At 53.8% G+C, this 21,783-nt stretch carries 14 protein-coding genes, 1 tRNA gene and 1 pseudogene; 6 read left to right on the top strand and 10 right to left on the bottom strand.

What is annotated here, in order from left to right:
• Positions 1–127: 127 nt before the first annotated feature.
• Positions 128–201 (top strand) — tRNA-Arg (locus B5E60_RS12820).
• A 579-nt stretch (positions 202–780) separates the two neighbouring features.
• Here the strand turns inward: B5E60_RS12820 and B5E60_RS12815 are convergent.
• The 7 genes from B5E60_RS12815 to B5E60_RS12785 all read right to left on the bottom strand — a co-directional run bounded on the left by B5E60_RS12815 (position 781) and on the right by B5E60_RS12785 (position 15,270).
• Positions 781–1,224 carry a hypothetical protein gene (locus B5E60_RS12815; RefSeq protein ID WP_087312235.1) on the bottom strand — a complete coding sequence of 148 codons (444 nt, stop codon included), beginning with the start codon at positions 1,222–1,224 and terminating at the stop codon, positions 781–783.
• An 11-nt stretch (positions 1,225–1,235) separates the two neighbouring features.
• Positions 1,236–3,248, bottom strand: coding sequence for a S8 family peptidase (locus B5E60_RS12810; protein WP_087312233.1), 2,013 nt, complete (start codon positions 3,246–3,248; stop codon positions 1,236–1,238).
• A gap of 81 nt (positions 3,249–3,329) precedes the next feature.
• The gene (locus B5E60_RS12805) at positions 3,330–5,804 is read right to left on the bottom strand and encodes a hypothetical protein (RefSeq protein ID WP_087312232.1); all 2,475 of its coding nucleotides are present in this window, start codon (positions 5,802–5,804) and stop codon (positions 3,330–3,332) included.
• 53 nt (positions 5,805–5,857) lie between these two features.
• A complete protein-coding gene (locus B5E60_RS12800; protein ID WP_087312230.1) occupies positions 5,858–7,492 on the bottom strand; it encodes a RagB/SusD family nutrient uptake outer membrane protein in 1,635 nt (544 codons plus the stop codon).
• A 25-nt stretch (positions 7,493–7,517) separates the two neighbouring features.
• Complete coding sequence (locus B5E60_RS12795) at positions 7,518–10,718, bottom strand: SusC/RagA family TonB-linked outer membrane protein (RefSeq protein WP_087312228.1); 3,201 nt, start codon at positions 10,716–10,718, stop codon at positions 7,518–7,520.
• A gap of 153 nt (positions 10,719–10,871) precedes the next feature.
• Positions 10,872–12,869: a hypothetical protein gene (locus B5E60_RS12790; RefSeq protein ID WP_143260767.1), complete on the bottom strand. Its 1,998-nt coding sequence runs from the start codon at positions 12,867–12,869 to the stop codon at positions 10,872–10,874.
• Positions 12,870–12,978: 109 nt separating this feature from the next.
• Entirely contained in the window at positions 12,979–15,270 is a 2,292-nt protein-coding gene (locus tag B5E60_RS12785; RefSeq protein WP_143260766.1) for a hypothetical protein, read from the bottom strand.
• Positions 15,271–15,495: 225 nt separating this feature from the next.
• Here B5E60_RS12785 and B5E60_RS14105 point away from each other — a divergent pair, with 225 nt between their 5' ends.
• Positions 15,496–15,756 (top strand): hypothetical protein, encoded by a 261-nt coding sequence (locus B5E60_RS14105; RefSeq protein ID WP_204246481.1) that lies wholly within the window; start codon positions 15,496–15,498, stop codon positions 15,754–15,756.
• Positions 15,757–16,128: 372 nt separating this feature from the next.
• Here the strand turns inward: B5E60_RS14105 and B5E60_RS12780 are convergent, their stop codons facing one another.
• Entirely contained in the window at positions 16,129–16,821 is a 693-nt protein-coding gene (locus B5E60_RS12780; protein WP_143260765.1) for a hypothetical protein, read from the bottom strand.
• A gap of 507 nt (positions 16,822–17,328) precedes the next feature.
• On the opposite strand from B5E60_RS12780, the gene B5E60_RS12775 reads away from it, so the two are divergent.
• The 3 genes and pseudogenes from B5E60_RS12775 to B5E60_RS12765 all read left to right on the top strand — a co-directional run bounded on the left by B5E60_RS12775 (position 17,329) and on the right by B5E60_RS12765 (position 18,953).
• On the top strand, positions 17,329–17,529 hold the full coding sequence (locus tag B5E60_RS12775) for a hypothetical protein (protein ID WP_087312220.1): 201 nt from the start codon (positions 17,329–17,331) through the stop codon (positions 17,527–17,529).
• Positions 17,530–18,134: 605 nt separating this feature from the next.
• Positions 18,135–18,446, top strand: a pseudogene (locus tag B5E60_RS12770) (DMT family transporter); the annotation flags it as partial.
• Between the two features lie 12 nt (positions 18,447–18,458).
• The gene (locus B5E60_RS12765) at positions 18,459–18,953 is read left to right on the top strand and encodes a 5-nitroimidazole reductase NimG (RefSeq protein ID WP_087312253.1); all 495 of its coding nucleotides are present in this window, start codon (positions 18,459–18,461) and stop codon (positions 18,951–18,953) included.
• A 149-nt stretch (positions 18,954–19,102) separates the two neighbouring features.
• Here B5E60_RS12765 and B5E60_RS12760 read toward each other — a convergent pair whose 3' ends face one another.
• Entirely contained in the window at positions 19,103–19,627 is a 525-nt protein-coding gene (locus tag B5E60_RS12760; protein WP_087312219.1) for a hypothetical protein, read from the bottom strand.
• A gap of 219 nt (positions 19,628–19,846) precedes the next feature.
• On the bottom strand, positions 19,847–20,632 hold the full coding sequence (locus B5E60_RS13835; protein WP_239403351.1) for a recombinase: 786 nt from the start codon (positions 20,630–20,632) through the stop codon (positions 19,847–19,849).
• Positions 20,633–20,716: 84 nt separating this feature from the next.
• Between B5E60_RS13835 and B5E60_RS12750 the strand changes: the two genes are divergently transcribed.
• A partial coding sequence (locus B5E60_RS12750) for a 3-phosphoshikimate 1-carboxyvinyltransferase (RefSeq protein ID WP_087312250.1) occupies positions 20,717–21,783 on the top strand: 1,067 nt, incomplete at its 3' end.

Here is a 21,783-nt window from a genome sequence, read left to right as displayed (position 1 = left end):
AATCGGCTGACAATCTGGAAGGAGCAAGATAGAGACAGAAAACCAGGGAGAATTTATAAAATTTTTTCAACGAAATATTTGCACAGTTCGGAAATTTGCCCTACATTTGCACTCGCAATCAAGGAAAGGCGCCGTAGCTTAATTGAATAGAGCATCTGACTACGGATCAGAAGGTTACAGGTTTGAGTCCTGTCGGCGTCACGAAGGAGGAGCGTTCAAAAGACGCTCCTCCTTGCATTTAGAAGGTTGTCATCCGCATGGCAACCTTTTTTTGTACTTTGTTTCGGACGGTTTTCAGGGCGAAACCGGGAGCTTGTTTAAACCAATGTGTAAACCGATCGAAACTGCCGCCACGCGGAAAACGGACAATCGCCAGACGGAATCAACCCTCGCAGCAAAGTGAGTGCGTTATGATCCTTTATGCCCGGAAACTCGGTAACACTGCCCCGCCTCCTTCCGAAACCGAATCTACAAGTCATCCCCCTTTCCCGCGCACAGACGAAAGGTTGACGAAAATACCCCGCCGATCCATACAACACGGACCGTCCCCTGCGTCTAAGAGGCAAAGGCGCAAAGGGGCAAAGAGCCCGGATGGGCGATCGAAGCGATCGTCTTCAGGCTGCACCCGCCGGTGAAACCGACATCCTGCCCCTGAAATACAAGGTCTCGGACAAATAGTCAAGACTCCCGGCACACACCACCCGGATAATCCACAAAAAAAGAGGAGTAGCCCCACAAGGGACCACTCCTCTTTTCATTTCCCGGCAGAGAAGAAGACGACTACAGGAACCGTTTGCCGCCCGTCTCCGAACGGGTCACCGCCACATTGCGTACATCCGCAGGAACCGTCGTCCGCGTATAGACATTCACGTCCTGGCTCTTCTGATCGGTCAACGTCAACGTATATCCGCCGTCACTCACCGCAAATCCGTACGACCAGGAGGTTCCGTCGTCATAGCGGCCCTCGAGAAGCCCCTTGTCGGCCGTATAACGCCCCGCATAACGCTCGAAATACGAATACTCGACCCGCTGGTACAGATTGAACGTGCCGTCGGAACAAAACTCCAGATAGACGACAAAGTCATCCGCCATGTCGCCGTTCCACTGAATCAGTTGCCATTCGCCGACAACCTCCGAATCGACCGTTACGGACTCTTCGTCCGAACATCCGACAAACAGCAATGCTGCAAAGAGAATATAGATGTATTTTTTCATGTGTTTCATGCAATTTCAGGTTAAAGCCAACCGCCGTTCTTCGAACCCGAATCACGAGCGATGATCGCAAACTCCTTCGTCACCTCGATACCGCCGATGATCGTGGCCGAGCCCGGACGGTTGCCGCCCGCAACGGCCTTCACCGTGATGTGGGCCACACCGGGCTTCATGCACTTGATCATCAGTTGTCCGTTGTACATCTCCGGTTCGGACGGCAAGCCGAGTTTCTCCTGATCCTCCTTCGACATCTCGATGCCCGTATAGGTCAGATTGTTCGCCGATCCGCCGAAATACTGCGACAGGGTGATCAACTGCAGCGATCCGGTCGGAACCTTCAGGCAGGGCGTACCCTCGATCTGCATCAGCAGCTGATAGGCGTCGATCAGACCCGTACCCATCTTGCCGCGGTAATCCTCCAGATTGAGAACGGCGCCGGTCTCCTTCGTTCCCTCCAGATAGCACTCCAGGTCGCTGACCGACGTGAGATACATCGACACAAACTCTTCACGCGTATAGTGCTTGCCATTGGCCAGCGCATACGAGAGGCCCAGTGCGGCTACGCCCGAAGCGTGGGGACACGCCATCGAGGTACCCTGCATGTAGCCGTAGTCCGCTCCGGAGATCTCCGAGCAGAGCGTCGACAACACACCGGCCTTCTCTCCGCCGCTCTGGCCCGTGGTCTCACCGCCCGGTGCCGCCACATTGCAACCCGGACCGTAGCACGTGTAGTAGGCCGGCAGGTAATCGGGAGCAATCGAGGTCACCGAGATGACATCGCGGTAGGCGCCCGGATACTGCGAGACCGGAAGGCCGTCGTTGCCGGCCGCATAGAAGACCAGTCCTCCGTCCAGTGCCGGGCAGTTTTTCTGATTCATGAAATAGAGCAGGGCTTCGTGCTCCAGCGGCGAACGCTCCTCATACATACGGTCCGACGAGATATCGTTGCCGCTGTAACCGTAGGAGCACTGCAGAATCGAAGCTCCGTGATCGGCGGCATACTTGATGGCCTGGCTGGCAATCAGGTCGGTGCCGCCCTTGCTGCCCGAGAAGATCTGGCACGACATCAGCCGCACGCCGTCGTTGTTGCCCGTGCCGCCGGCAACACCGGCAACACCGATACCGTTGTTGTTCACCGCAGCGACGGTGCCGGCCACGTGCGTTCCGTGGCCCGAGTCGCCCAACTCCTCGCCCGAGATCGAGGTCTCGCGCTTGTCCCACGTGATGGGGCCCTCGTCCACGAAGTTGTAGCCGTGGATATCCTCGTTGTTGTACTCCGGCGAGGGATTCGGATTGGTCCACATGTTGGCCGCCAGATCCGGGTGCGTATACTTGATGCCCTCGTCGACGATGGCCACGATCACCTGCGAATTGCCGCCCGTGAGTTTCCAGGCCGGAGCGGCATTGACATCGGCACCCACGCGGGCCGCCGTGGCAATGGCGGCATCGGCATTGTTGATATAGTGCCACTGCCAGAAGAGGTTCGGATCGTTGAAATCCGACGTTACCAGCGCACGGGTCTCTCCGTGGGCTCCGCCCGTGAAGGGATAGGCCTTGCCGTCGTACGCCTTGCGGAGCTCGACGCTGAACTGCACCTTCGAAACCTCGGCAACCGAAGCCAGACGCTCGGCCGCCGCGTCGAGATCCTGATCCTCGTCGAAGGTGAGCACATACCAGCGGTGCAATCCGGCGGCACGCGTCTGCGCCTCGCGATCGCCGGCATAGGGGAACACGCGCTTGAACGAACTTACGTGCAACTCTTCGAAAATCTCGTCGACTCGCTGGATGCCCGAACGCGTCACCTGCGAACGGGTCGCCGCCTGACGGGCCGCCGCCTCTTCCAGAACGGGGATCGCCTCTTCATTGAACTTGGCGATGATCGTTCCCTTGACGGCCGATGTGGAGGAGTTGCAGATCTTGGCTGCCGCCGGCTCTTGCGGGTCCGTAACCGAGGTAGCCGCATCCTGGATGGGATCCGAGCCGCACGCCGCAAAAAGAAGCGATGCCAGAATCAATACTTTCTTTCTGTTCTGCATATCTGTGTATCGTATTGAATTACGCCGCTCGCGACGGGCCGGATTCACACGGAGTCCGGACCCGTCCCGGGGCTTACGCTGTTATTCTACTTTCTTTCCGATTCGTTTGAAGGTCATCTCCGTTCCGGCATCGGCCGTCCGTGTCGACGTCACCGAGAACTTCGCCTCGGCCCGCTTGAGCGTCGGCATCGAGGCCGGAATCCGGTTTACCCCCACGTTGATCGCCTCACGACCGCCGAAAGCCGGCATATCGGGCTGTCCCCCGCCAAACTCGGGCAGTTCGACGAAGTTCCGCGGACGGAATCCGTTGCGGATCTTCTCCCGCATCAGGGCGATGTTCTTCCCGACCGCAGCGGGAATGCCGCCCATATCCTTCTCCGGATCGACGAGCATCATCTCCATCGTCAGACTGAACAGGTCATAAACCGACCCCGTGAAAAGATACGAGAACATCAGCCCCTGATCAACGGCCGCAGGCGATGCCACGACATAGAGATATCCGTCGGCCACGGCGCCCAGGAACATGCCGAACGAGAAGTAGATGCCATTGCCGTCCGAAGGCATGAAGCCCAGATAGGTCTTCTGTCCCAGATATATACCCGTCGTCTGTTCGCCGTCGGCATAGAGGGCCAGCGCTCCGGTGTAACCCGAGAACATCGAGGTATTGGGGATGTAGTAGCCCAGCGCCTCGCCTCCCGAGGTGAAGTCGATGCCCGAAAGGCCCTTGACACGGACCACCGGCTGCGAACTGGTGCTCAGTTCGGGATCCTCGTACATCGTCACCTCGCCTATCCGCCGGCGGACCGGTTCGTCGTCCATCAGGTTGATGGCGTAGTAGTTCCACGTCGTGCCGGTCAGTTTCTTCAGCGAGGGCTGGCTGCCATTGGCCAGGTAGTCGCTGTAGCCGTAGTACTCCAGACCCGGGTTGAAGGTTCCCGTCGTCTTGTGCGTCTGCGACATCGTCCGCGTGTAATAGCCGTTGTTGACACGCAGTGCAAAGGTATACTCGCTGTCTCCGTTCAGACCGGTGAGCATCGTGCTGAAGTGACCGGCGTTGAGATTCTCGAGCTCCTCGTCGGAGAGCTTCGTACCCTGCTTGTCGAGCAGGTCGTCGAGCGACTGACCCGAGACGCTGCTCGTACGGAAGAGTCCGTAGGTCAGCGATTCGATCTCCGAACCATAGGCATAGAACTTCACGGCATTGTCCGACGAGATGCCCTGTCCGGCAAACTCGTCCGAGGTCTCCAGACCGTAGGTCAGGTCGATCTCCTTCTCCTCGCCGGCGGCCACATAGCCGAACGACACATAGGCATACCCCTTCAGGTCGCCGCCTTCCTCGCCGTAGATGCAGCCGACAAGGGTATACTTGCCCGTCTTGAGGCCTTCGATCTTGATGGTGCCCGACTCCGAGATCGAACCGTCGAAGGTGTCGGGATCCGCCTTGGCGGCATCCAGATCCTGGGCATAGAGGCTGGCCTGTCCATCGTCGACCACTCCGTCGTAGAGCGCATATTTCATCAGCTTGGCATCGTCGGAAAATGCGGCATCGATATTCACGACGCCATCCTCCGGTTCGTGCTTGGTCAGTTTGACCGTATAGTCGGGGGCCTGGACTCCCGGAAGCTGAATCCGCAGCAGGCCCGACATGTTCCCATAGTAGAACACGCCGGAGTGCTTCTCCAGCTCGAGCATGATGCTCTGCGTCGGGAAGGTGATCACGCCGTCCTTCAGCGTTCCGTACTGGTTGCCGGACTCGTCCATCGAGAAGTTCTCCGATACGTTCGAGGCGATGCGGATCTCACCGTCGGTGGTCAGCAGCGACAATCCGGTGCTCTGATAGGGAATATAGACCTTGTCGGGGTCGCTGGCATCAATGATCGTATAGACATCGCGGCTCTGATAGGAGAAGTTCGGGCTTCCGGTCAAGGCCTCCATGAAGGCGGCATTGTAGACCTTCATCCGGTAGAGACCCGGCTTGTCGTCACGCTCGTACATCTCAACCTCGATTTCGGGATTGGGGTTGAAGTCCGAACTGCTTGTCGAATAGAGGTTGCTGACCAGGTCGTCACGCCATTTGCCCTTGTTCGTCGACCCGTCCTCGCTGGTCAGGGGCACCCAGTCGGCGCGGATCACCGAGAAGGAGAGCGACGTGGCATTGGGTCCGTAGATGGAGATGTAGTGCGGGTCCACGATGCGGATATCGCACGTATACTCCTTGCCCTTCTGGGCGTTGGGGAACGAGACCTTGAATTCGGCCTCCTTCTCGCCGGGGCCGAAGAACAGCGGCTCGATGTCGAAGATGCCCTCATCGCTGGTCGTCACCTCGACGGGCACCGTAATGGCATCAATGTAGCGCGTGCGGCAGACCTTGTAGGTCACCTCCAGCGGGTCGGCCGAAGAGACCTCCACCTCGGTCGGCGAGCTCTGCGTGGGGAAGTAGACCCCATACGTATTCGGGTCCTCTTCGGCTCCGCGCGTATAGGTTGGATCGTCCGTACAACCGGCCGCCAGAGCCGTTGCCAGGAATGTCCACAAAAGATATTTGAAATTCTTCACGGTTCGCTGAATTTATGGTTTGAATTTGGTAGCGATTCGCTCGTCCGTACGGATTATTTCCACGGTTCGATCATACCCGACGGATCGGGGTTGTTCTGCTTGGCGATGATGGGATTGTTCTGCGTCTCACCGCGGGTGATGACGATGTTCCAGTAGGGAGCCCGGCCATCGACATTGAGCCGGTACGACGACGGCGCGTTCGTACCCACATAGCCGCGCTTGCTCGACATGTTCAGACGCTTCATGTCGAACATCACGATGCCCTCGCCCCAGAACTCGATACGCTTCTGCAGCATGAGCTCGTTGACGAAGTTGTCGAGCGACGAGCCCACCTTGACCGAGCAGTCGTACGTCGCACCGTCCATCATGCGGTAACTGGTCATGAACGAGTTGAGCAGACGAACACCCTCCGGCAGGTTGCCGGCCTGGGCCGTAGCCTCGGCCTCGATGAAGTACATCTCCTCGACACGCATGCAGCAGTGATCCGCCGCACCGCCGACGTTGTAGTCCTGATAGGCTCCCTGGGCCGGACGGAACTTGATGTTGGCATAATCCTTCAGGCTGTTGGCGAAGTAATCCTTGCTGTCGCTGCGGCAGCTCTTGTAGGCATAGCTGTTGCGGTCGGGGTCGAGCCACGAGTGGCGGCGGAAATCCCGGATGCTGATGCTGTTGTAGAGGTTCTTGTTGATACCGCGGCCGGCGTTGTAGGCGGACCAGTCATTCTCGCAGCTCATGTGCGCCGTGAAGCAGAAGAGCGGCTGAACACTCTCGTTCGGAAGAGCCAGACCCCAGATCCAGGCGTCGTTCGAGGTGGCGCTGTTGAAGCCGTTGGTCGGATCCTCCCACTGCTCCTGCGTCAGCGGCGTGCAGCCGCTGGCCGTGATCGCCTTGCGGGCGTACTCGGCCGCCGACCGATAGGCCGCAACGTCGTTCTTGGCCGTGCCGCGCTCCAGGTAGGCCCGCGCCTTCAGGCCGTAGACCAGCGCCAGACTGATCGTATACTTGTCCGGAGCCGCATAGCTCTCCAGCAGCGTCTCGGCCTTGTCCAGGTCGGGGAAGATGATCTGGTCGTAGATGTCGTCGACCTTCGCACGCGGATTGTTCTTGGCCTGCGCCTCGGTGGTCTCGGGCAGCACGATGGGCACGCCCAGACCCAGCAGCTCCGGGGCCGAGGTGACCGTATTCTCCTTGAACTCGTACAGCCGCACCAGGTCGAAGTAGAACATGGCGCGATAGGCGTAGGCAAAGCCCAGATAGGAGCGCTGCGTGGCATCGAGCGACATGTAGTCATCCGTGTCGATGAGGCTGATGACGCTGTTGGCCATCATGATCCACGTATAGTAGTTGTCCCACGTCAGGGCTCCGACGGCGTAGTCGGCGCCCAGGGCGTCGTTCGTACCCCACTGGGCGAACCAGTCGTAACCGATGTTGCCCGTCACCACCAGGTCGCCCGTCATCGACTCCATGGCCAGGTGGATGGCCGGCAGCGAGAAGTCCCACGCGGCACCCTGCTGGGCATAGCCCGTCGATCCGGCCTTGACCAGGGCGGCCGGAATACCGCGGATCGTCGTTTCGAGCGTTACCTGACGTTCGATGGCGATATCCGTCGGGGTCGCTTCCTTGATGCAGCCCGTGGCCAGAACGGCTGCGGCAAGCGTTGCAAGCGATATTTTCAAGTTGTTTTTCATAGTCTGTATGTGTATCTTTGGGCGTTTAGAACTGGAGATTGATACCGCCCGAGATCGTGCGCACGGGCGAGTAGGTTGCCTGGGAGGTGGATCCCGAGTAGGAGTAACGGGGATCGAAACCCTGCCGTTTGGACCAGTAATAAACGTTTTCGCAGGCCAGATAGATGCGGATCCGGTCGATGCCGAGTTTCTGCGAGAGTTTCGCCGGCAGCGTATATCCGAGGTTGATGTTCTGCAGGTTCAGGTAGCTGGCATTCATCAGGAAGCGGTCCGACTGACCGTTCTGGTTCTGATCCTCGTACTGCAGACGCGGGATGTTCGACGAAGAGTTCTCCGGCGTCCAGGCATTGAGGATATCCTTGTGCCAGTTCATACCCGTCGACTTGTTGGCCGGCGAGTACATCGCGGCGGCATATCCAGAGTCATAGGCCAGACCGCCGATCTGATAGGTGAAGGCCACGCTCAGATCGAAACCGTAGCAGCTCAGGCTCGTGCCGAAACCGCCGTAGAGGTCGGGAATCGGGTCGCCGCAGAGGTAATCCGAAGCCTTGGCATATTCGGTCGTGGTCGTACGCCCGATGACGTTGCCGTTGGCATCCGTCTCGTCCATGTACCACATCGACTCACCCTCGCTCGATATGCCGGCGTACTTCTTCATGTAGAAGGTGTACATCGGAAGCCCCTCGCCGAAGAAGGTCGTGCCGCTCACGTAACCGCCGTAGCCCTCGACCACCTTGTTGCGGCGCTCCTGCGGCAGCATCGTGATCTTGTTGCGCAGGTGGGTCATGTTGAGGTTGATGTCCCAGACGATCTTGTCGGTGCGGATGGGCGTGTAGTTGAGTTCGATTTCGATACCGCTGTTGCGCATGTCGCCGACGTTGGCGTAGTAGGACGAGTAGCCCTGCGAAGGCGGTACGGGGAACGACAGCAGCATGTCGGTGGTCTTGCGCAGGAAGTACTCCACGCCGCCGGTCACCATTCCGCGCAGGAAGCTGAACTCGACACCGGCATTGAAGTTCGAGTTGGTCTCCCAGGTGATGTTCTCCGAACCCTTCGAGTTGAAGACCGTCGAGACCTCGCCGTTGGCATTCTCGATCGTGTAGGTGTTCGTATACTGGAAGTTGCCGATGTTGTCGTTACCCTGCGAACCGATCGAGGCCTTCACCTTGAGGTTGTCCAGCCACTCCTGGGTCCCGGCCATGAAATCCTCGCGCGAGAGGATCCACGCACCGCCCAGCGACCAGAAGTTACCCCAGCGGTGATCGGGGTGGAAGCGCGACGAGGCGTCGCGGCGGAACGAGGCCGAGAAGAAGTACTTGCTCGAGTAGTCGTACATCACGCGGGCGAAGTAACCTTCGTTGTTGTACTCGCTGCGCGACGATCCGGCGCTCTGCTTGTCGATGACCGCACCCGAAAGCTCGTCGTTCTCCTGCGTGAGCATGTGGCTCTTGCTGGCCGAGAGGCTGTAGCTGCGGGCATTGTAGTATTCGTGACCCACCATGACGTTGAGGTTGTGGGCCCCGAACTGTTTGGTATAGTTCAGGATCTGCTGCGTGTTGTATTCGAACTGACGCGAGTGGCCCTTTCCGATGAGGCCCTTCTCGCCCTTGTACTGTCCGAAATAGGGGTTCATGATGCTCGTCGAGCGCGTCTCGTCGAGCGTGACGCCCGCATTGAACGTGAACTTGAAATCCTTCAGGAAGGTGATGTCGAAATAGGTCGTGCCGTTGAAGGCGTTTCCTTCGGCATTCGAGGTGTCGAGGCGCGAATCCGAGAGGGCGTTGCTGTCGGTGAAGATCGAACGCTCCATGCCGGCATTGCGGCCGTAGTCGTACATCATGATCCCGTCCTCCGTGTAGCGGATGTTGCCGTTGCCGTCACGGATGTAGAGCGGGTAGATCGGGCCGACGGTCGTCGTGTAGGCGAAGACGTTGCCCGAACTGTTGCTGGCGCCTCCGTCGTCGATCTGGTCGTAGTTGAAGCGCGAATAGTTGATGTTGGCACCCATCTTCAGCCACTTCTTGGCCTGATAGTCGACCTTCAGACGCGACGTGAAGCGCTGCATGTCGGAGTTGTAGGCAATACCCTGATTGTCGAGGTAGCCGGCCGACGCATAGACCGAGGTCTTCTCGCCCGAACCCGAAATGCTGATGTTGTACTCCTGACGCAGCGAGTGACGGAAGGCGGCATCGGTCCAGTTGTCGGGCTGGATGTAGTACTCCTCCCCCTCGTAGACGACGCGGCGGCCGAGCGTGGCCTGCGGATTGACCTTGCCGTTGATGCCGATGAACTCCTGCCCCTCGGGGAGCGTGTAGACCATGTAGCCCAGACCGCCGTCATTGGCCGAAGCGGTCAGGTTCTGATTGGCCAGCGAGTGAGCCTGAATTTCGCTGTAACCCGAATCAAGGTAGTAACGCTTCAGGGCGCCGTAGTGCACCTCGTAGAACTGAGCCGGATTGGTGATGTACTCGTAGTCCTTGACGGCACGCGAGTTGACACCCCACTTGGCATCGAACGAGATGACGGCCTCCTTCGATTTGGCCTTCTTGGTGGTGATCATCACCACGCCGTTGGCACCGCGGGCTCCGTACAGGGCATTCGACGCGGCATCCTTGAGCACGGTCATCGACTCGATATCGTTCGGGTTCAGATTGTTCAGGTCGCCCGAATAGGGCATGCCGTCGACGATCCACAGCGGGCCGTTTCCGGCGTTGAGCGAACTGAAACCGCGGATGCGGATATCGGGGCTCTGACCGGGCTGTCCGGAGGTGTTCGTCAGCTGCACACCGGCCACCTTGCCGGCCAGGGCCTGAGCGACGTTCGACTGCTGCGATTTGACGATGTCATCGGACTTGATCACGGCAGCCGAACCGGTGAAGGCCTCCTTCTTGGCCGTACCGAAGGCGACGACGATCACATCGTCGATGGCCTGCGAATCCTCCTTGAGGACGATGTCGATACGGGTTTTCCCGGCGATGGCGAGTTTCTGCGACTGGTAGCCGATGAACGAGACGAGCAGCGTCGCATCCGAGGCGGCCGAGATGGAATAGGAGCCGTCGGCATTGGAGGTGGTACCGTTCGTGGTCCCTTCGACAAGGATGGTGGCTCCGGCGACCGGATTACCGGCATTGTCCTTGACGGTTCCGGTTACCTGGACCTGTTGGGCAAAGGAGGCCAAACAGAGACTCAGGGTCACCGATAGCGTAAAAAGTAGTTTTTTCAGCATAAAAAAGAATAGAAAATTGGCTCAACACAGGATATGGACAACGAACGCCCGCGGGGGTTCGGTCACAAGAATACGCTCCCCCCCCGGACACGGCCCCGAATGCGGCCGGGCCCGGAAGGGTGAGCGGCAGTTATCTGTCAGTCATTGTATACATCAATTGTAGAAGGAATCCGGAAGATCGTTGCTCTGCGTGCCCGTATATTTCGTCACTTTGCCCTTGTACTGGATGTAAATCGTGTTTTTCAAGCAGTTTGAATATTGACCTTTGGCAGAAATCTGATCTTTCATCGAGAACTCGATGTTCCAGCCGCTGTCATCCTTCGAAATCGAAACACTGGCCACATCCGGACAACGGCAGGACGAGCCCGTACTCCAACTCGGATCAAATCCATATTCAGTATATCCAAGGTAGTCTCTATTGTTCATCTTGAATTCCCAGATGAACTTATCACCTTGCGCATGCAGGGCATCAATGTCAACATTCAAGGATTCAGTCTCCGAATAATCGCCCTGTACACACAGCACCGGAGTACCATTGGTCGAATCAATTCCGTTCTCGGCGGTCTGTGGCGTTACGAAATAGAAGAAATAAGCGTTGGCTTTAGAACCATAGCTCGAATAATTGGCCTGGTGACGCACCTGAACCTCGCGAATCTCCCAGTCGTTAACCACGGAGCCATCCTCGGCATAGGCAACAAACTGCGGTTTGTAGGGCATAACCGGCGTCAGCACCGAGGTCATGTCGGCATCGTAGCGCGTAAAGGAGCCGTACCACTCGGCCTTCACCGACGGACCGGTCGGGAACTGCACGTCGACACGCACATAGTAGGTAGCCATTCCGACGGCAATCGCGCGGACCGTACCCGTGGCACCCTTGCCCGAGGCCATCTTCGGATCGTAGGTCGTATAGGTACCGTAATCGTATACAAAGAGACCGATCTTGTCGGCATCGGTTGCCAGATCGAACGTCTTGCCCATATCGCTGCTGGCAATGTTCAACTGTACGGCATAGCCGCCCGTAGTCAGCCCGGCAAGACCCTCCTGCGACTCCCCGGCATCCGGATCGGGCACGCCCAGCGCAAACTGATAGCTGGCTGCATACTGGTTGTCAAAGCGATAGATCGTCGTCAGATCGACATCCTTGACAGTTGCGCCATCGACCGTCACCGTCATGTGATTCGTGCTGGCATAACCTACACCGATCGTATTGTTGTCATAGTCGGCGCGCAGACGCGAATCGGCATTCTCAATGTCGAGCGACACGGAGAGTTTCGCATCGTCTCCACGGTCCTTCTTCAGCGTGAGCTTGCCGGTCGTTCCCTCGGCAGTCGCAAACTCACCGCACTGAATCGAGACCTTCGACAGATCGGCCGTCGAAAAATCGATCTCCAGCGTCGAACCGGCCGTCAACCGCCCGTTGACAATCTTCTCGGCATCGAGAGCCGACTCAAGCTCAATGGTCACCGCAGCCGGATTCTCAGTCGCAGGTGCACCCGTCACTCCCTCTGCTTCATAAAGATAATAGGTCGTTGTTCCGGCCGTCAGATCGACCCACTCCACAATACTGCCGATCTTCTTGACCACATCGTCCAACGCATACTGATTGCTCAGAACCGGCAGTTTGTACTGCACGCACTCGTTGTTGTAACGGGCCAGCAGCGTCTTGCCCGATTTCATCGTCACATCAAGGTAAAGAACAAACTGGTTGCTAAGCTCCAGCAGGCGCGTCGACAACTGAATTTTCTCCACGTCCGTGGCCAGCGTCAACTTGTTCACCGAAATATCCTTGTAGGCGACAGAGAAATCCTCCGAAGCGGTATCAACCTCTCCATGAGGCTTTTTCACAACGATTTCCAGATAGTCATCAGCATTCTCCATCCCTTTGACCGTCGAGATACCCTCGCTCGGAGAGAGATAAAAATGATAAACCTCGGAATCGTTCTCGTCAATCTCGTATACGACCGATTTGATATCAATCGGATCACCACCATCGTATTCGAACTGATCGGTCAACGACACGGGAGGAGGCGTAGGTTCTCCCCCATTTCCTCCGTTATCGGCATCGTCCTTGTTGCAGGATGCCGTGATTAAGGCAGCACTCAGAGCCACCCACGTCAGAATACGTAATCCTGAAGGGAAGATTTTTTTCATAGCGTTGATTTTAAGGATTAAAAGGGATAATGAAGGCACAGGGAACGGGGGATTCCCCGTGCCTTCATCGAGAATTCTTGAAAATTGGGAGTACCCAAAATTGGGCGTACTAACGGAACAAGAGCTTGCCGTTGGTATTGTAACGGGCCTTAACCGCCGACAGAACCTGCGAGGCATCCTTCTTCGAGGGCACCTTCGACAATTTGCCGGCACTGGTTACGACCGGTTTGTCATTACCGTCCAGCTCCTTGCCCGACGAAACGACCGGCGTATCGGAGTTTCTAAGGTAAACCGGACCCGTCCACGTTCCGGTAATCTTGTGGTGGAGCACATCCTCTCCGTCAATCGTGAAGGAGAACCAGTTGTCTCCGCCTTCAGCCTTCTCCACAACCACGGTTCCGGTGTAGAGGCTGGCGTAACCCATCATCGAGGCCTTGTTGGTCGGACACTGACCCTGATCGTTCGTCACCTTGCTCAGATCTCCGGAGTATCCATACGGAGATCCATAGCCCCAAGCGCTATCCAGATAGAGCCAGCGCGTTCCGATATGGCCCTCGCCCGACTGGAATCCACGCAGGCAGACTCCCGGATACATCGCCGCGGGATAGCGGCTGGCCGAAACCGTGTAGGTTCCCGGAGTAATCTTGTCTCCGTCGCCCTCCTGGACCAGCAGGTCGATGCGGAAGATATCGCCCGGAACGAGCTTGCCCACAACACCCTTGGAAGGATCATTCACATCGATCAATCCCTGATAATCCGGATCGGTCTTATCGTAGGTACCAGTCTCCAGACCGATGTCGATATACTGGTAGCTGCAGCGGTATTCCGGATTGTTGGCTCCCGGAGCAGCCGGAGAACCGGAATAGATCGCACTGATATTCTGGAAGCCGTATGCTCCGATATAGATCCGGTCGTCCGAGGGATAGCAGTTCGCACGCTTCTGCAGACTCAGATCCAGCTCGTAATCCGACTCCAGGGTCGACGAACCGTCATCCTCATTGTCGTCCGACTGGTCCTCGATATAGATCTTGCCTTCGTACGAACCCGTGACGCTGTAGCCGTCGGCCGTGATCAGGTCGAACGTGATGCGGTAACCACCGTCGGCCGCATTGGCAATGACGATATCTCCGGTTGCAGGATAGGTATACAGACCCGACTGTGAGCCGTCGTCGTAGAGCGCATAGGTACCGAACGGGAAGGCCATACCCATCAGCGACACCTCGGTTCCCGGCAGCCAGGTACGCTGCGCGAGCGACTGAGAGGCGGAATAGGTATCCGGATCGAGGCAGATGTCTTTCGGATCGTTGAACTTGCGACCGAAGATATCCAGCGTGATACCGGCTCCGCCGATCTCGCCGTTCATGATCTTCCGGTCCTGGATAACGATCTGCATCATGCCGCTGCCCGTCGAGAAGTAGTCGCCCAAATAGATGGCCTGGCAGTCGAAGCCCTCGATCGTCAGATCGCGGCCCAGCTGCGGCAGGGCGGCATTGAAGGTACCGTTGGCAATGGTCAACTGACCCTGGAAGAGGATCTCGTGCTCCTGATAGTCGGCATCGAGATAGGTGGCATTGATGGTCACCTCGCCACTCTCCTCGTCCTGAAGGATCGTCACGTCACCGACCAGCGGCATCGTCCGTTTTTCACCCTGGGCGTTGACATAGATCACCGAACTGTAATCGCTGTAATAGGTATGATCCTCGTTGCCAGCACTTTCCGAGAAGACTCCGACGGGCATATCCATCCACGAATCGCCGGGAGTGCCGTAAAAATCGAGAACCAGGGCGTAACCCTCTTCCGTGAGGTCGAACGACGTGCCCGATCCCGAATATTTGGTATTGGTAACGGCCAGATAGTAGTTATTGGTGCCGGCCGCCTTGATCGAACCCTGATAACGGGCGAAGATCTGGGTGTCGAGCATCGGCGTCTGATCCACGTTGTCCTTATCGGTGTGGCGCACACACAGGCCGTAGTAGTCTCCGACAAGCGTGACTCCGGAGCCCGAAGTCACATTGAGCGACATTTTCAACGTGGTGGTGGAGGTCAGAAGGATATAGAGGCTCGACGACGAACGCGTAGCCAAATCGGCCGTTGCTGCCGAAATATCAATATCCTTATATTTCAAGGAGTTCATTCCGGTCCCGAGCTCCACGTCTCCGGCCGGAGTTTTCGTCTCGATCTTGATGTAGTCGTCGGCCAGAAGCATGGCGTCGAGACTGATCAGACCCTTGGTCGGCGAGAAATAGAACGTATAGACACGCTCCTCCTCATCATAGGTATAAACTACCGATTCGATTTTGCTCTGAGCACCCGCATAAGAGAAGGTATTCTCGGCCTGCGAGACCGCGCCCTCCGACTTATCCGAGGTACAGGAGGTTGCAAATCCTCCTAAAACAAACACCAAGCAACTGATAAACAACTGCTTAAACCCACAAAGACAAAGGGAGAGGGGGGGGTAATTGGGCAGAATTTCTTCATAGGAGATATTTTTTATTTTTTCCGGACCGTCCGGAGATTTTCTTGAATTTTTAACGTCTTTCGATACTTCACCATATATTCCAGCACTCACTCAATCGGGAAAAACGCACTCTCCACGAAACGGCATCCGTTCCAAAGGTTCGCCACGATGATTCGCACACACGTTTTTACCGAACGGAAAAGAGAACCCCGCAACCTCCGACCAAAGGGCCGCACGAGGGGTGCACTCGATTCCTCACTCACACTTTTTGCATCTGATACCTCGTCCAAAGGTAAGCATCTCGCAGGAAAAAAACAAGAACGAGTACCTTTTTTTTGCAGCGGCTGGAATCTGATCCACATAACAAAAAAAGCCGAAAAAGCAGTCCTCTCTAATGAAATGAAATTCGAACACGGCGATTTCTTTTGATTTGTCCGAATCCGAAGATTTTTACTTATGATTTTTTTGACCGTTTTCTCGGGTTAACAAGGGGCATTCCACCCCACCATGCTTTCGAATCGGCACCGTGTTCCACACGACAAGCCATCAAAAAAAGCTTCGCCGCCCTTCCTTCCGTCATTACACCCACCGTCCCGTTCCGGCATTCTCCGTGGCTCTTCAGACAAGCCATCCGGTAAAAACAAAAAAAGCGGACAACTCTTTCGAATTGTCCGCTTTGGTAGAGAAACACCTAAACCTATCGAACGAGTTTACAGCAGGATTGAAATCCATTCTCTTATTCAACAACTACCTTTCAAAAAGAACCCGGAGCATATAATCTGCTCCGGGGACATCTGTAATCTATTTTGACTGCTTTTTCTTAATTTTCTTTTCTACCTTAACCAACGACTTTTCACATTTTGCAATCACCTTATCAATAGCCGACTTAGGTTTGGACAAAGAGGCATTATAAGCCTTCAATGCGGCTATTTTCTCTTTAATGACATCCACCTCTTCCAAAGTCGTTGCACTTTTGACATTCAACGCAATCTCATCACAGAAAGATGCTTCATAACGTCTAACAGCAGATTGGGTAGCCTTGGAAACCTCTCCGCTCGTAAACTTATTCATCAATTTCTTATCAAAGATAACATTAACGAATGTGGCAGGACCCTCTTCATCAGCATTCCAGGCAGTAATATTAATAACTTTATACATTCCTGCAGCCGTCACTATGATACCATTTCCACCCTGTTCCTGAGCCTTCATCACAGCCTTCTGATAGAATTTCTTGCTCATCTGTTTACGGAAACTCATAAAGACAGGAATCCTAAAAGGCTTATAAATATTTACTGAAACCACCGTATAATCGCCCTTCACATCTTTTTCTGACATAAAGATGCGGACTTGGGACTTGGCGGTAAGCTCTTTATCACTCTTCATTCTCATGTTATAGTTATACTCCATCACTTCAGGAGAATATAGCGTATGCGCACACGATGAGAATAACACACTTGCAATACAAAGAACAGCAATAGATTTCAGTTTTTTCATTTGTCCATTTAATTTAAGTTTCAGAAATTCCATTAGTCCTGACTTGATAGATGTAGACAAACAAAAAGCGCGGACTAATTCGCTTATATTGGATTCTGCGGTCTTGGACTACCTCACACCCGAATATACGGAATAAAGCCCACGCTGCACATACAGCATGGGCGTCAAACCTTATTCCATTGGGTGTGATAGTGAAAGTGTCCAAGTTTCAGAATCCCCGAAATAAAAGCTAAACGCCTTTTATTTATATGTCTTTTTGACTGTTATTTATCCATAGGCAAATTATTTATAGACAAATGTAAGCATATTTTGCCACGTTTCCAATATGATTCAATGAATTCGTCCCACACGATAAGCATCCTTAGAATAAAGCTAAAAACAGATAGGCTTAATAAGCCTCATACGGTTTGCCACATGACTTACAGCCACGATTATAAAAAAATATTTCTCTACTACTCTTGACATTTTTATTGTTCTTCCTACTATTTATATAAAAAACAAATAGCAATGGAAAACAAAAAACGTCAATTCAGAGAGTTGTCTAATGACACAAAGCAAAAAATCAGCAACGCCTCAAAAGGTCGTCCCAAATCCCAAAGTCATCGCCAGCATATTAGCCAAGCTATGACTGACTATTGGAAAACCATTCCACATCGTCCAACCCCATCAGATAATCCGTCCCCCACAGAGTCCGGGCAGATTATCTAAAAAAAGTAGAGACCTATAAATCTCTACTTTCTCATTTTCTATTAACAAAGTGGGGGAATGTAGTTTTCAGAGGTCATGCTCACTAGTGAAAACTACCTTGAAATAAAAAGTTAAACTTTTAATCTTTAATGATAAAATGCGATACAATTAAAATAAAATCCAATTATAAATATCTATTAAATAAGAATATAAACTTTAATATTCATTTGATTCAAAGAAAAACAATGTTAATGGAGAATATTACTCAAGTCAAGGCAATAATAATATCCCCCTTTAATTATACATAGCAACCAACTATTCTAAACAAACACTAACTATTGAATTTTCAAGTAAAATTCGATATATAAATAAGAATATATTAGAAATAAGAGACTTATGAGCATTTCTCAAAGAACGAGGTAATGACTTGGAAACAGTTGCAATTTCCGTGATATGCGGTACATTTCTTTCTGCCAAACAACTCTTGTTTGGTACAGAGGTACAAAGAATCTAATAAATGAATGGGAATATGGCATTTTTTATCAAATGTAAAATGGACTATGCTGGGAAAACACTACCTTTGCATATATATATTTTACATGTTATCAAAGAAATAATAAAGCCGTATGAACTGGATTATTCTGATTGTTGCCGGATTCTTTGAATCCGGCTTCGCTTTTTGTTTGGGGTAGATGAAAGAAGTGTCAGGTACTGAATGGTATCTTTGGGGTGCTGGGTTTCTTGTCAGCCTCGCGCTGAGCATGACGCTGCTCGCTAAGGCGGTACAAACTCTGCCCATCGGCACAGCCTATCCTGTATGGACAGGCATCGGTGCGGTGGGAACAGTGGTGCTTGGTATTGTATTTTTCCACGAGCCCGCATCGTTTCTCCGCTTGTTTTTCATCACCACGCTGATAGCGTCTATTATTGGCTTGAAATGGTTTATTGATATGTTTAGAGAAATGCGCCGTAAACGGCAATTATTGTCAACAAAAGAAAGCGTTGCCATCCTTGAAAGGATGACGAACGGGACATTGGCTCTTCACGGGGATGACGGTTACCCGTATGCCGTCCCTGTCAGTTATGTATATGCCGATGGCAAAATATACTTCCACAGTGCCATGAAAGGTCACAAAGTGGATGCCATTTCGCGGAATGACAAGATTTCGTTCTGCGTGGTGGAACAGGATGATATCAAGCCTTCTGAGTTTACCACTTACTTCCGGAGCGTGATAGTTTTTGGCAAGGCCCGCATATTGACGGATGAAGGCGAGAAACGTGTTGCTTTGGGTTTATTGGCAGACAAGTATTCGCATGGCGAAGCTGGCATGGAGGCTGAAATAGCTAAGGGATTCAACCATTTGTTGATGGTGGAAATTACAGTTGAGCATATGACAGGCAAGGAGTCCATAGAACTGATTAAAGAAAGAAATGACTGTTCTTGATATTGCGACCAACGGGAGGGCAACAGGCGGTTTTGGTCAGCCCCAAAACATATATTGCCAACCCTAACAGAGCAATGTTTATGGCTGAAACAACAGGAATCCACTTGTTAATTTTCATTGCTTACCTCCTTCCGTCAAAAACATAACCCTCATCCCCTTGGGTCTAAATACAAATTGTTCTTTTTCACGATTTGACTAAGTGTAATTCTGTCTATCGGACATTTTACATTTAAGTAATATTCATAAGAAAAAAATAATTCCAGTTCCTTTGATTTACATGAAAAAACAATATAGCAAAGCTCTCTTAAACAAAGTCTGAGCACATTGGGGACATTGATTCGCGAGAGCCTTGTTCCCTTTTTTAATTTAGGGAGTATTCCTGTAATACTAACACCATATTTCTCCCTGTATATTTCTATATCATTTGCCATTTCATCTTGATTTACCTCTATGTATTCTATGGTCAGATACTCGCAATCAAGTGCTGACATAATCATCAGAACCGTGTTAACATATTGTCCTTCGACTTTCAAATAATCTTTCACAGATAGAATCTTGCCATTAAAAGATTTCCCGATATCTGATATCGATGTCCAGTCATCAGATGTATAAATGCCATCTTTATTATACCCTGATGGCGGGTATTTTACTATTTCATGAAAAATGTCTTCCATACAATCTGTTATTTTCGCGGTCATATTCCTCAAAATAAAAATCATAGACTTTGTCAGGAATGGCCAAGCCCTCAATGGCACAAAACCATTCGCCTTCTTTTATCCAGCTATTCGATTCCATAACTTATCATCTTAATGGCATTTCAAAGATAGCGAAAAGGAATAACCTAATCAATTATTAGACTATTCCTTTCCCGTTAGGTTTAAGCAAATTAACTTTTATTGTCGAAGTTCTTTTCTGCTTCGAGGTGACATAACATTTTTTCGTATGGACAAAAACAGCCTGTCAAACTGCTCCTTGAACCATTCGCCAATCACTTGCCCGTTGATGGCAAGTGCGAGTTTCGATTTGTCTTTCGGGTCTTTCACCACTTGGAAGCCTGCCCTTTCGGTCTTGAACTTCCGTTTGTGTTCCTCCGAGTAGAGTTCACCCTCGTAGAACAGCGGCTTGCCGCTGATGTGCGTGACGGTCTGCCGCTCGTTGAAGCCGACTTTCAAGCAGAACTTCTCCATGTACACCAACTCTTGGAACAGCGGAAACCATTTCTTGGCTTTTTGGATAATGGATTTTAGGAATGACACTTCCCTTTGGTGTGCCGCTTCCTTATCCGCCATCTCCCTGCGGTGCTTGGCTTGCAGTTCCATCAGTTGGCGACTGTGTTCCTCCTGCTGCCGTTCCATCTGTTGTTGCAACAACTCAATGCTTTCGTCACAGGCGGCGACCTCGCCTTGCAGGGTACGGTTGTCGGTTTCCAGTTCTTTCAGCTTTCCGCTGCCCAAAAGAGAACCGACCTTTGCCACGAGTGCCGTCTTCGCTTCGGTCTTGGCGGCTTCCAGTTTCTCCGACCTGATTTCTTTCCGTACTTCGTCAAGCTGCCGTTCTGCCCGTTGATGCTCTGCCTGCAACTGCCGGACATTGGCTTCAAACTCTCCCGTCTGCCGTTTCAGGTCACGGTAATATTGGGCGGTGGTGGTATGCCGTGCTTCCCGAACCCCGTATGCCACGCTGCAAGCCGTATTTCGTCATCGCTGCGGCGTAGCTGTCGTGGTAGGTGACAAGCTTTTCGCGTGTCAAAAGGTCATCGGTGCATAGGCGCACGGCGTTGGCTTTCTTGCGGCAGGTGCGTCTGCCCTCCGCCTGCTTCTTCCTCGCTTTCCTGCGCTCGCCCGTCACTATCGGCACGACCGTGGTGTGGATGTGCGGCATATGCTCATCCATGTGCAGCCCTGCTCTCCGAAGAACCCACGGTGCTGCGCAATCTGGAGTTCTGCGACGATACGCGCTCGGCGCTGCACTGCATCCGTACGCTCGGCGCCCGCGTCGAACAGGTCGACGCCACGTCGCTCTCGATCCGCGGCGGTCTGAATCCCCACGGCCGGACGCTCGAAGTGGGCGAATCGGGCCTCGCCACGCGCCTCTTTACCCCCATTGCCTCGCTTTGCCGGACGCCGATCCGCATCGTCGGACGCGGCACGTTGCTCGTGCGTCCGATGACGATGATGCTCGAACCGCTGCGGCAGCTGGGTGTCACGGTGCACGACAACGACGGATTCCTGCCGGTGGAGGTCTGCGGACCGATGCACGGCGGTGAGGTGGAGGTCGACGGTTCGGTCTCCTCGCAGTTCATCACGGGGCTGCTGCTGGCCCTGCCGCGTGCCGCCAGCGACACGACGCTTCACGTGCGCAACGCCGTCTCGACCCCCTATCTGGACATGACGCTCGATACGGCGGCGCGCTTTGGCGTGGAGATCAGCCAGCGCAACTACGAGGAGTTCTACATCCCCGGCAACCAGCATTTTGCCGCTACCTATTTCAGCATCGAGGGCGACTGGAGCGCTGCGGCCATGCTGCTCGTGGCCGGCGCCACGGCCGGTGAGATCACCGTACGCAACGTCTCGATGCTCTCCAAACAGGCCGATACGGCCATCTGTACGGCGCTCGTGCGGGCCGGCGCGGCCGTGATCAACGATGAGGAGTCGGTGACGGTGGCCCACCGTCCGCTGCACGGCTTCGAGTTCGATGCCACGAACTGCCCCGACCTCTTCCCGGCGCTGGCCGCGCTGGCCGCCGCAGCCGAAGGGGTGAGCACGATCCGCGGCACGTCGCGCCTCGAATACAAGGAGTGCAACCGCGCCGAGGCCATCTGCGAGGAGTA

The organism is Alistipes sp. An116, from assembly GCF_002161005.1.
Classification (GTDB): Bacteria; Bacteroidota; Bacteroidia; order Bacteroidales; family Rikenellaceae; genus Alistipes; species Alistipes megaguti.
Note: the sequence above shows the minus strand (reverse complement) of the source record. Positions and strands in the feature narration are given on the sequence as shown.

Coding starts and splice junctions, on each gene's coding strand:
- B5E60_RS12815 (WP_087312235.1), bottom strand. CDS start 1,224: ATGAAACACATGAAAAAATACATCTATATTCTCTTTGCAGCATTGCTG.
- B5E60_RS12810 (WP_087312233.1), bottom strand. CDS start 3,248: ATGCAGAACAGAAAGAAAGTATTGATTCTGGCATCGCTTCTTTTTGCG.
- B5E60_RS12800 (WP_087312230.1), bottom strand. CDS start 7,492: ATGAAAAACAACTTGAAAATATCGCTTGCAACGCTTGCCGCAGCCGTT.
- B5E60_RS12795 (WP_087312228.1), bottom strand. CDS start 10,718: ATGCTGAAAAAACTACTTTTTACGCTATCGGTGACCCTGAGTCTCTGT.
- B5E60_RS12790 (WP_143260767.1), bottom strand. CDS start 12,869: ATGAAAAAAATCTTCCCTTCAGGATTACGTATTCTGACGTGGGTGGCT.
- B5E60_RS14105 (WP_204246481.1), top strand. CDS start 15,496: ATGATTCGCACACACGTTTTTACCGAACGGAAAAGAGAACCCCGCAAC.
- B5E60_RS12780 (WP_143260765.1), bottom strand. CDS start 16,821: ATGAAAAAACTGAAATCTATTGCTGTTCTTTGTATTGCAAGTGTGTTA.
- B5E60_RS12775 (WP_087312220.1), top strand. CDS start 17,329: ATGGAAAACAAAAAACGTCAATTCAGAGAGTTGTCTAATGACACAAAG.
- B5E60_RS12765 (WP_087312253.1), top strand. CDS start 18,459: ATGTTTAGAGAAATGCGCCGTAAACGGCAATTATTGTCAACAAAAGAA.
- B5E60_RS12760 (WP_087312219.1), bottom strand. CDS start 19,627: ATGGAAGACATTTTTCATGAAATAGTAAAATACCCGCCATCAGGGTAT.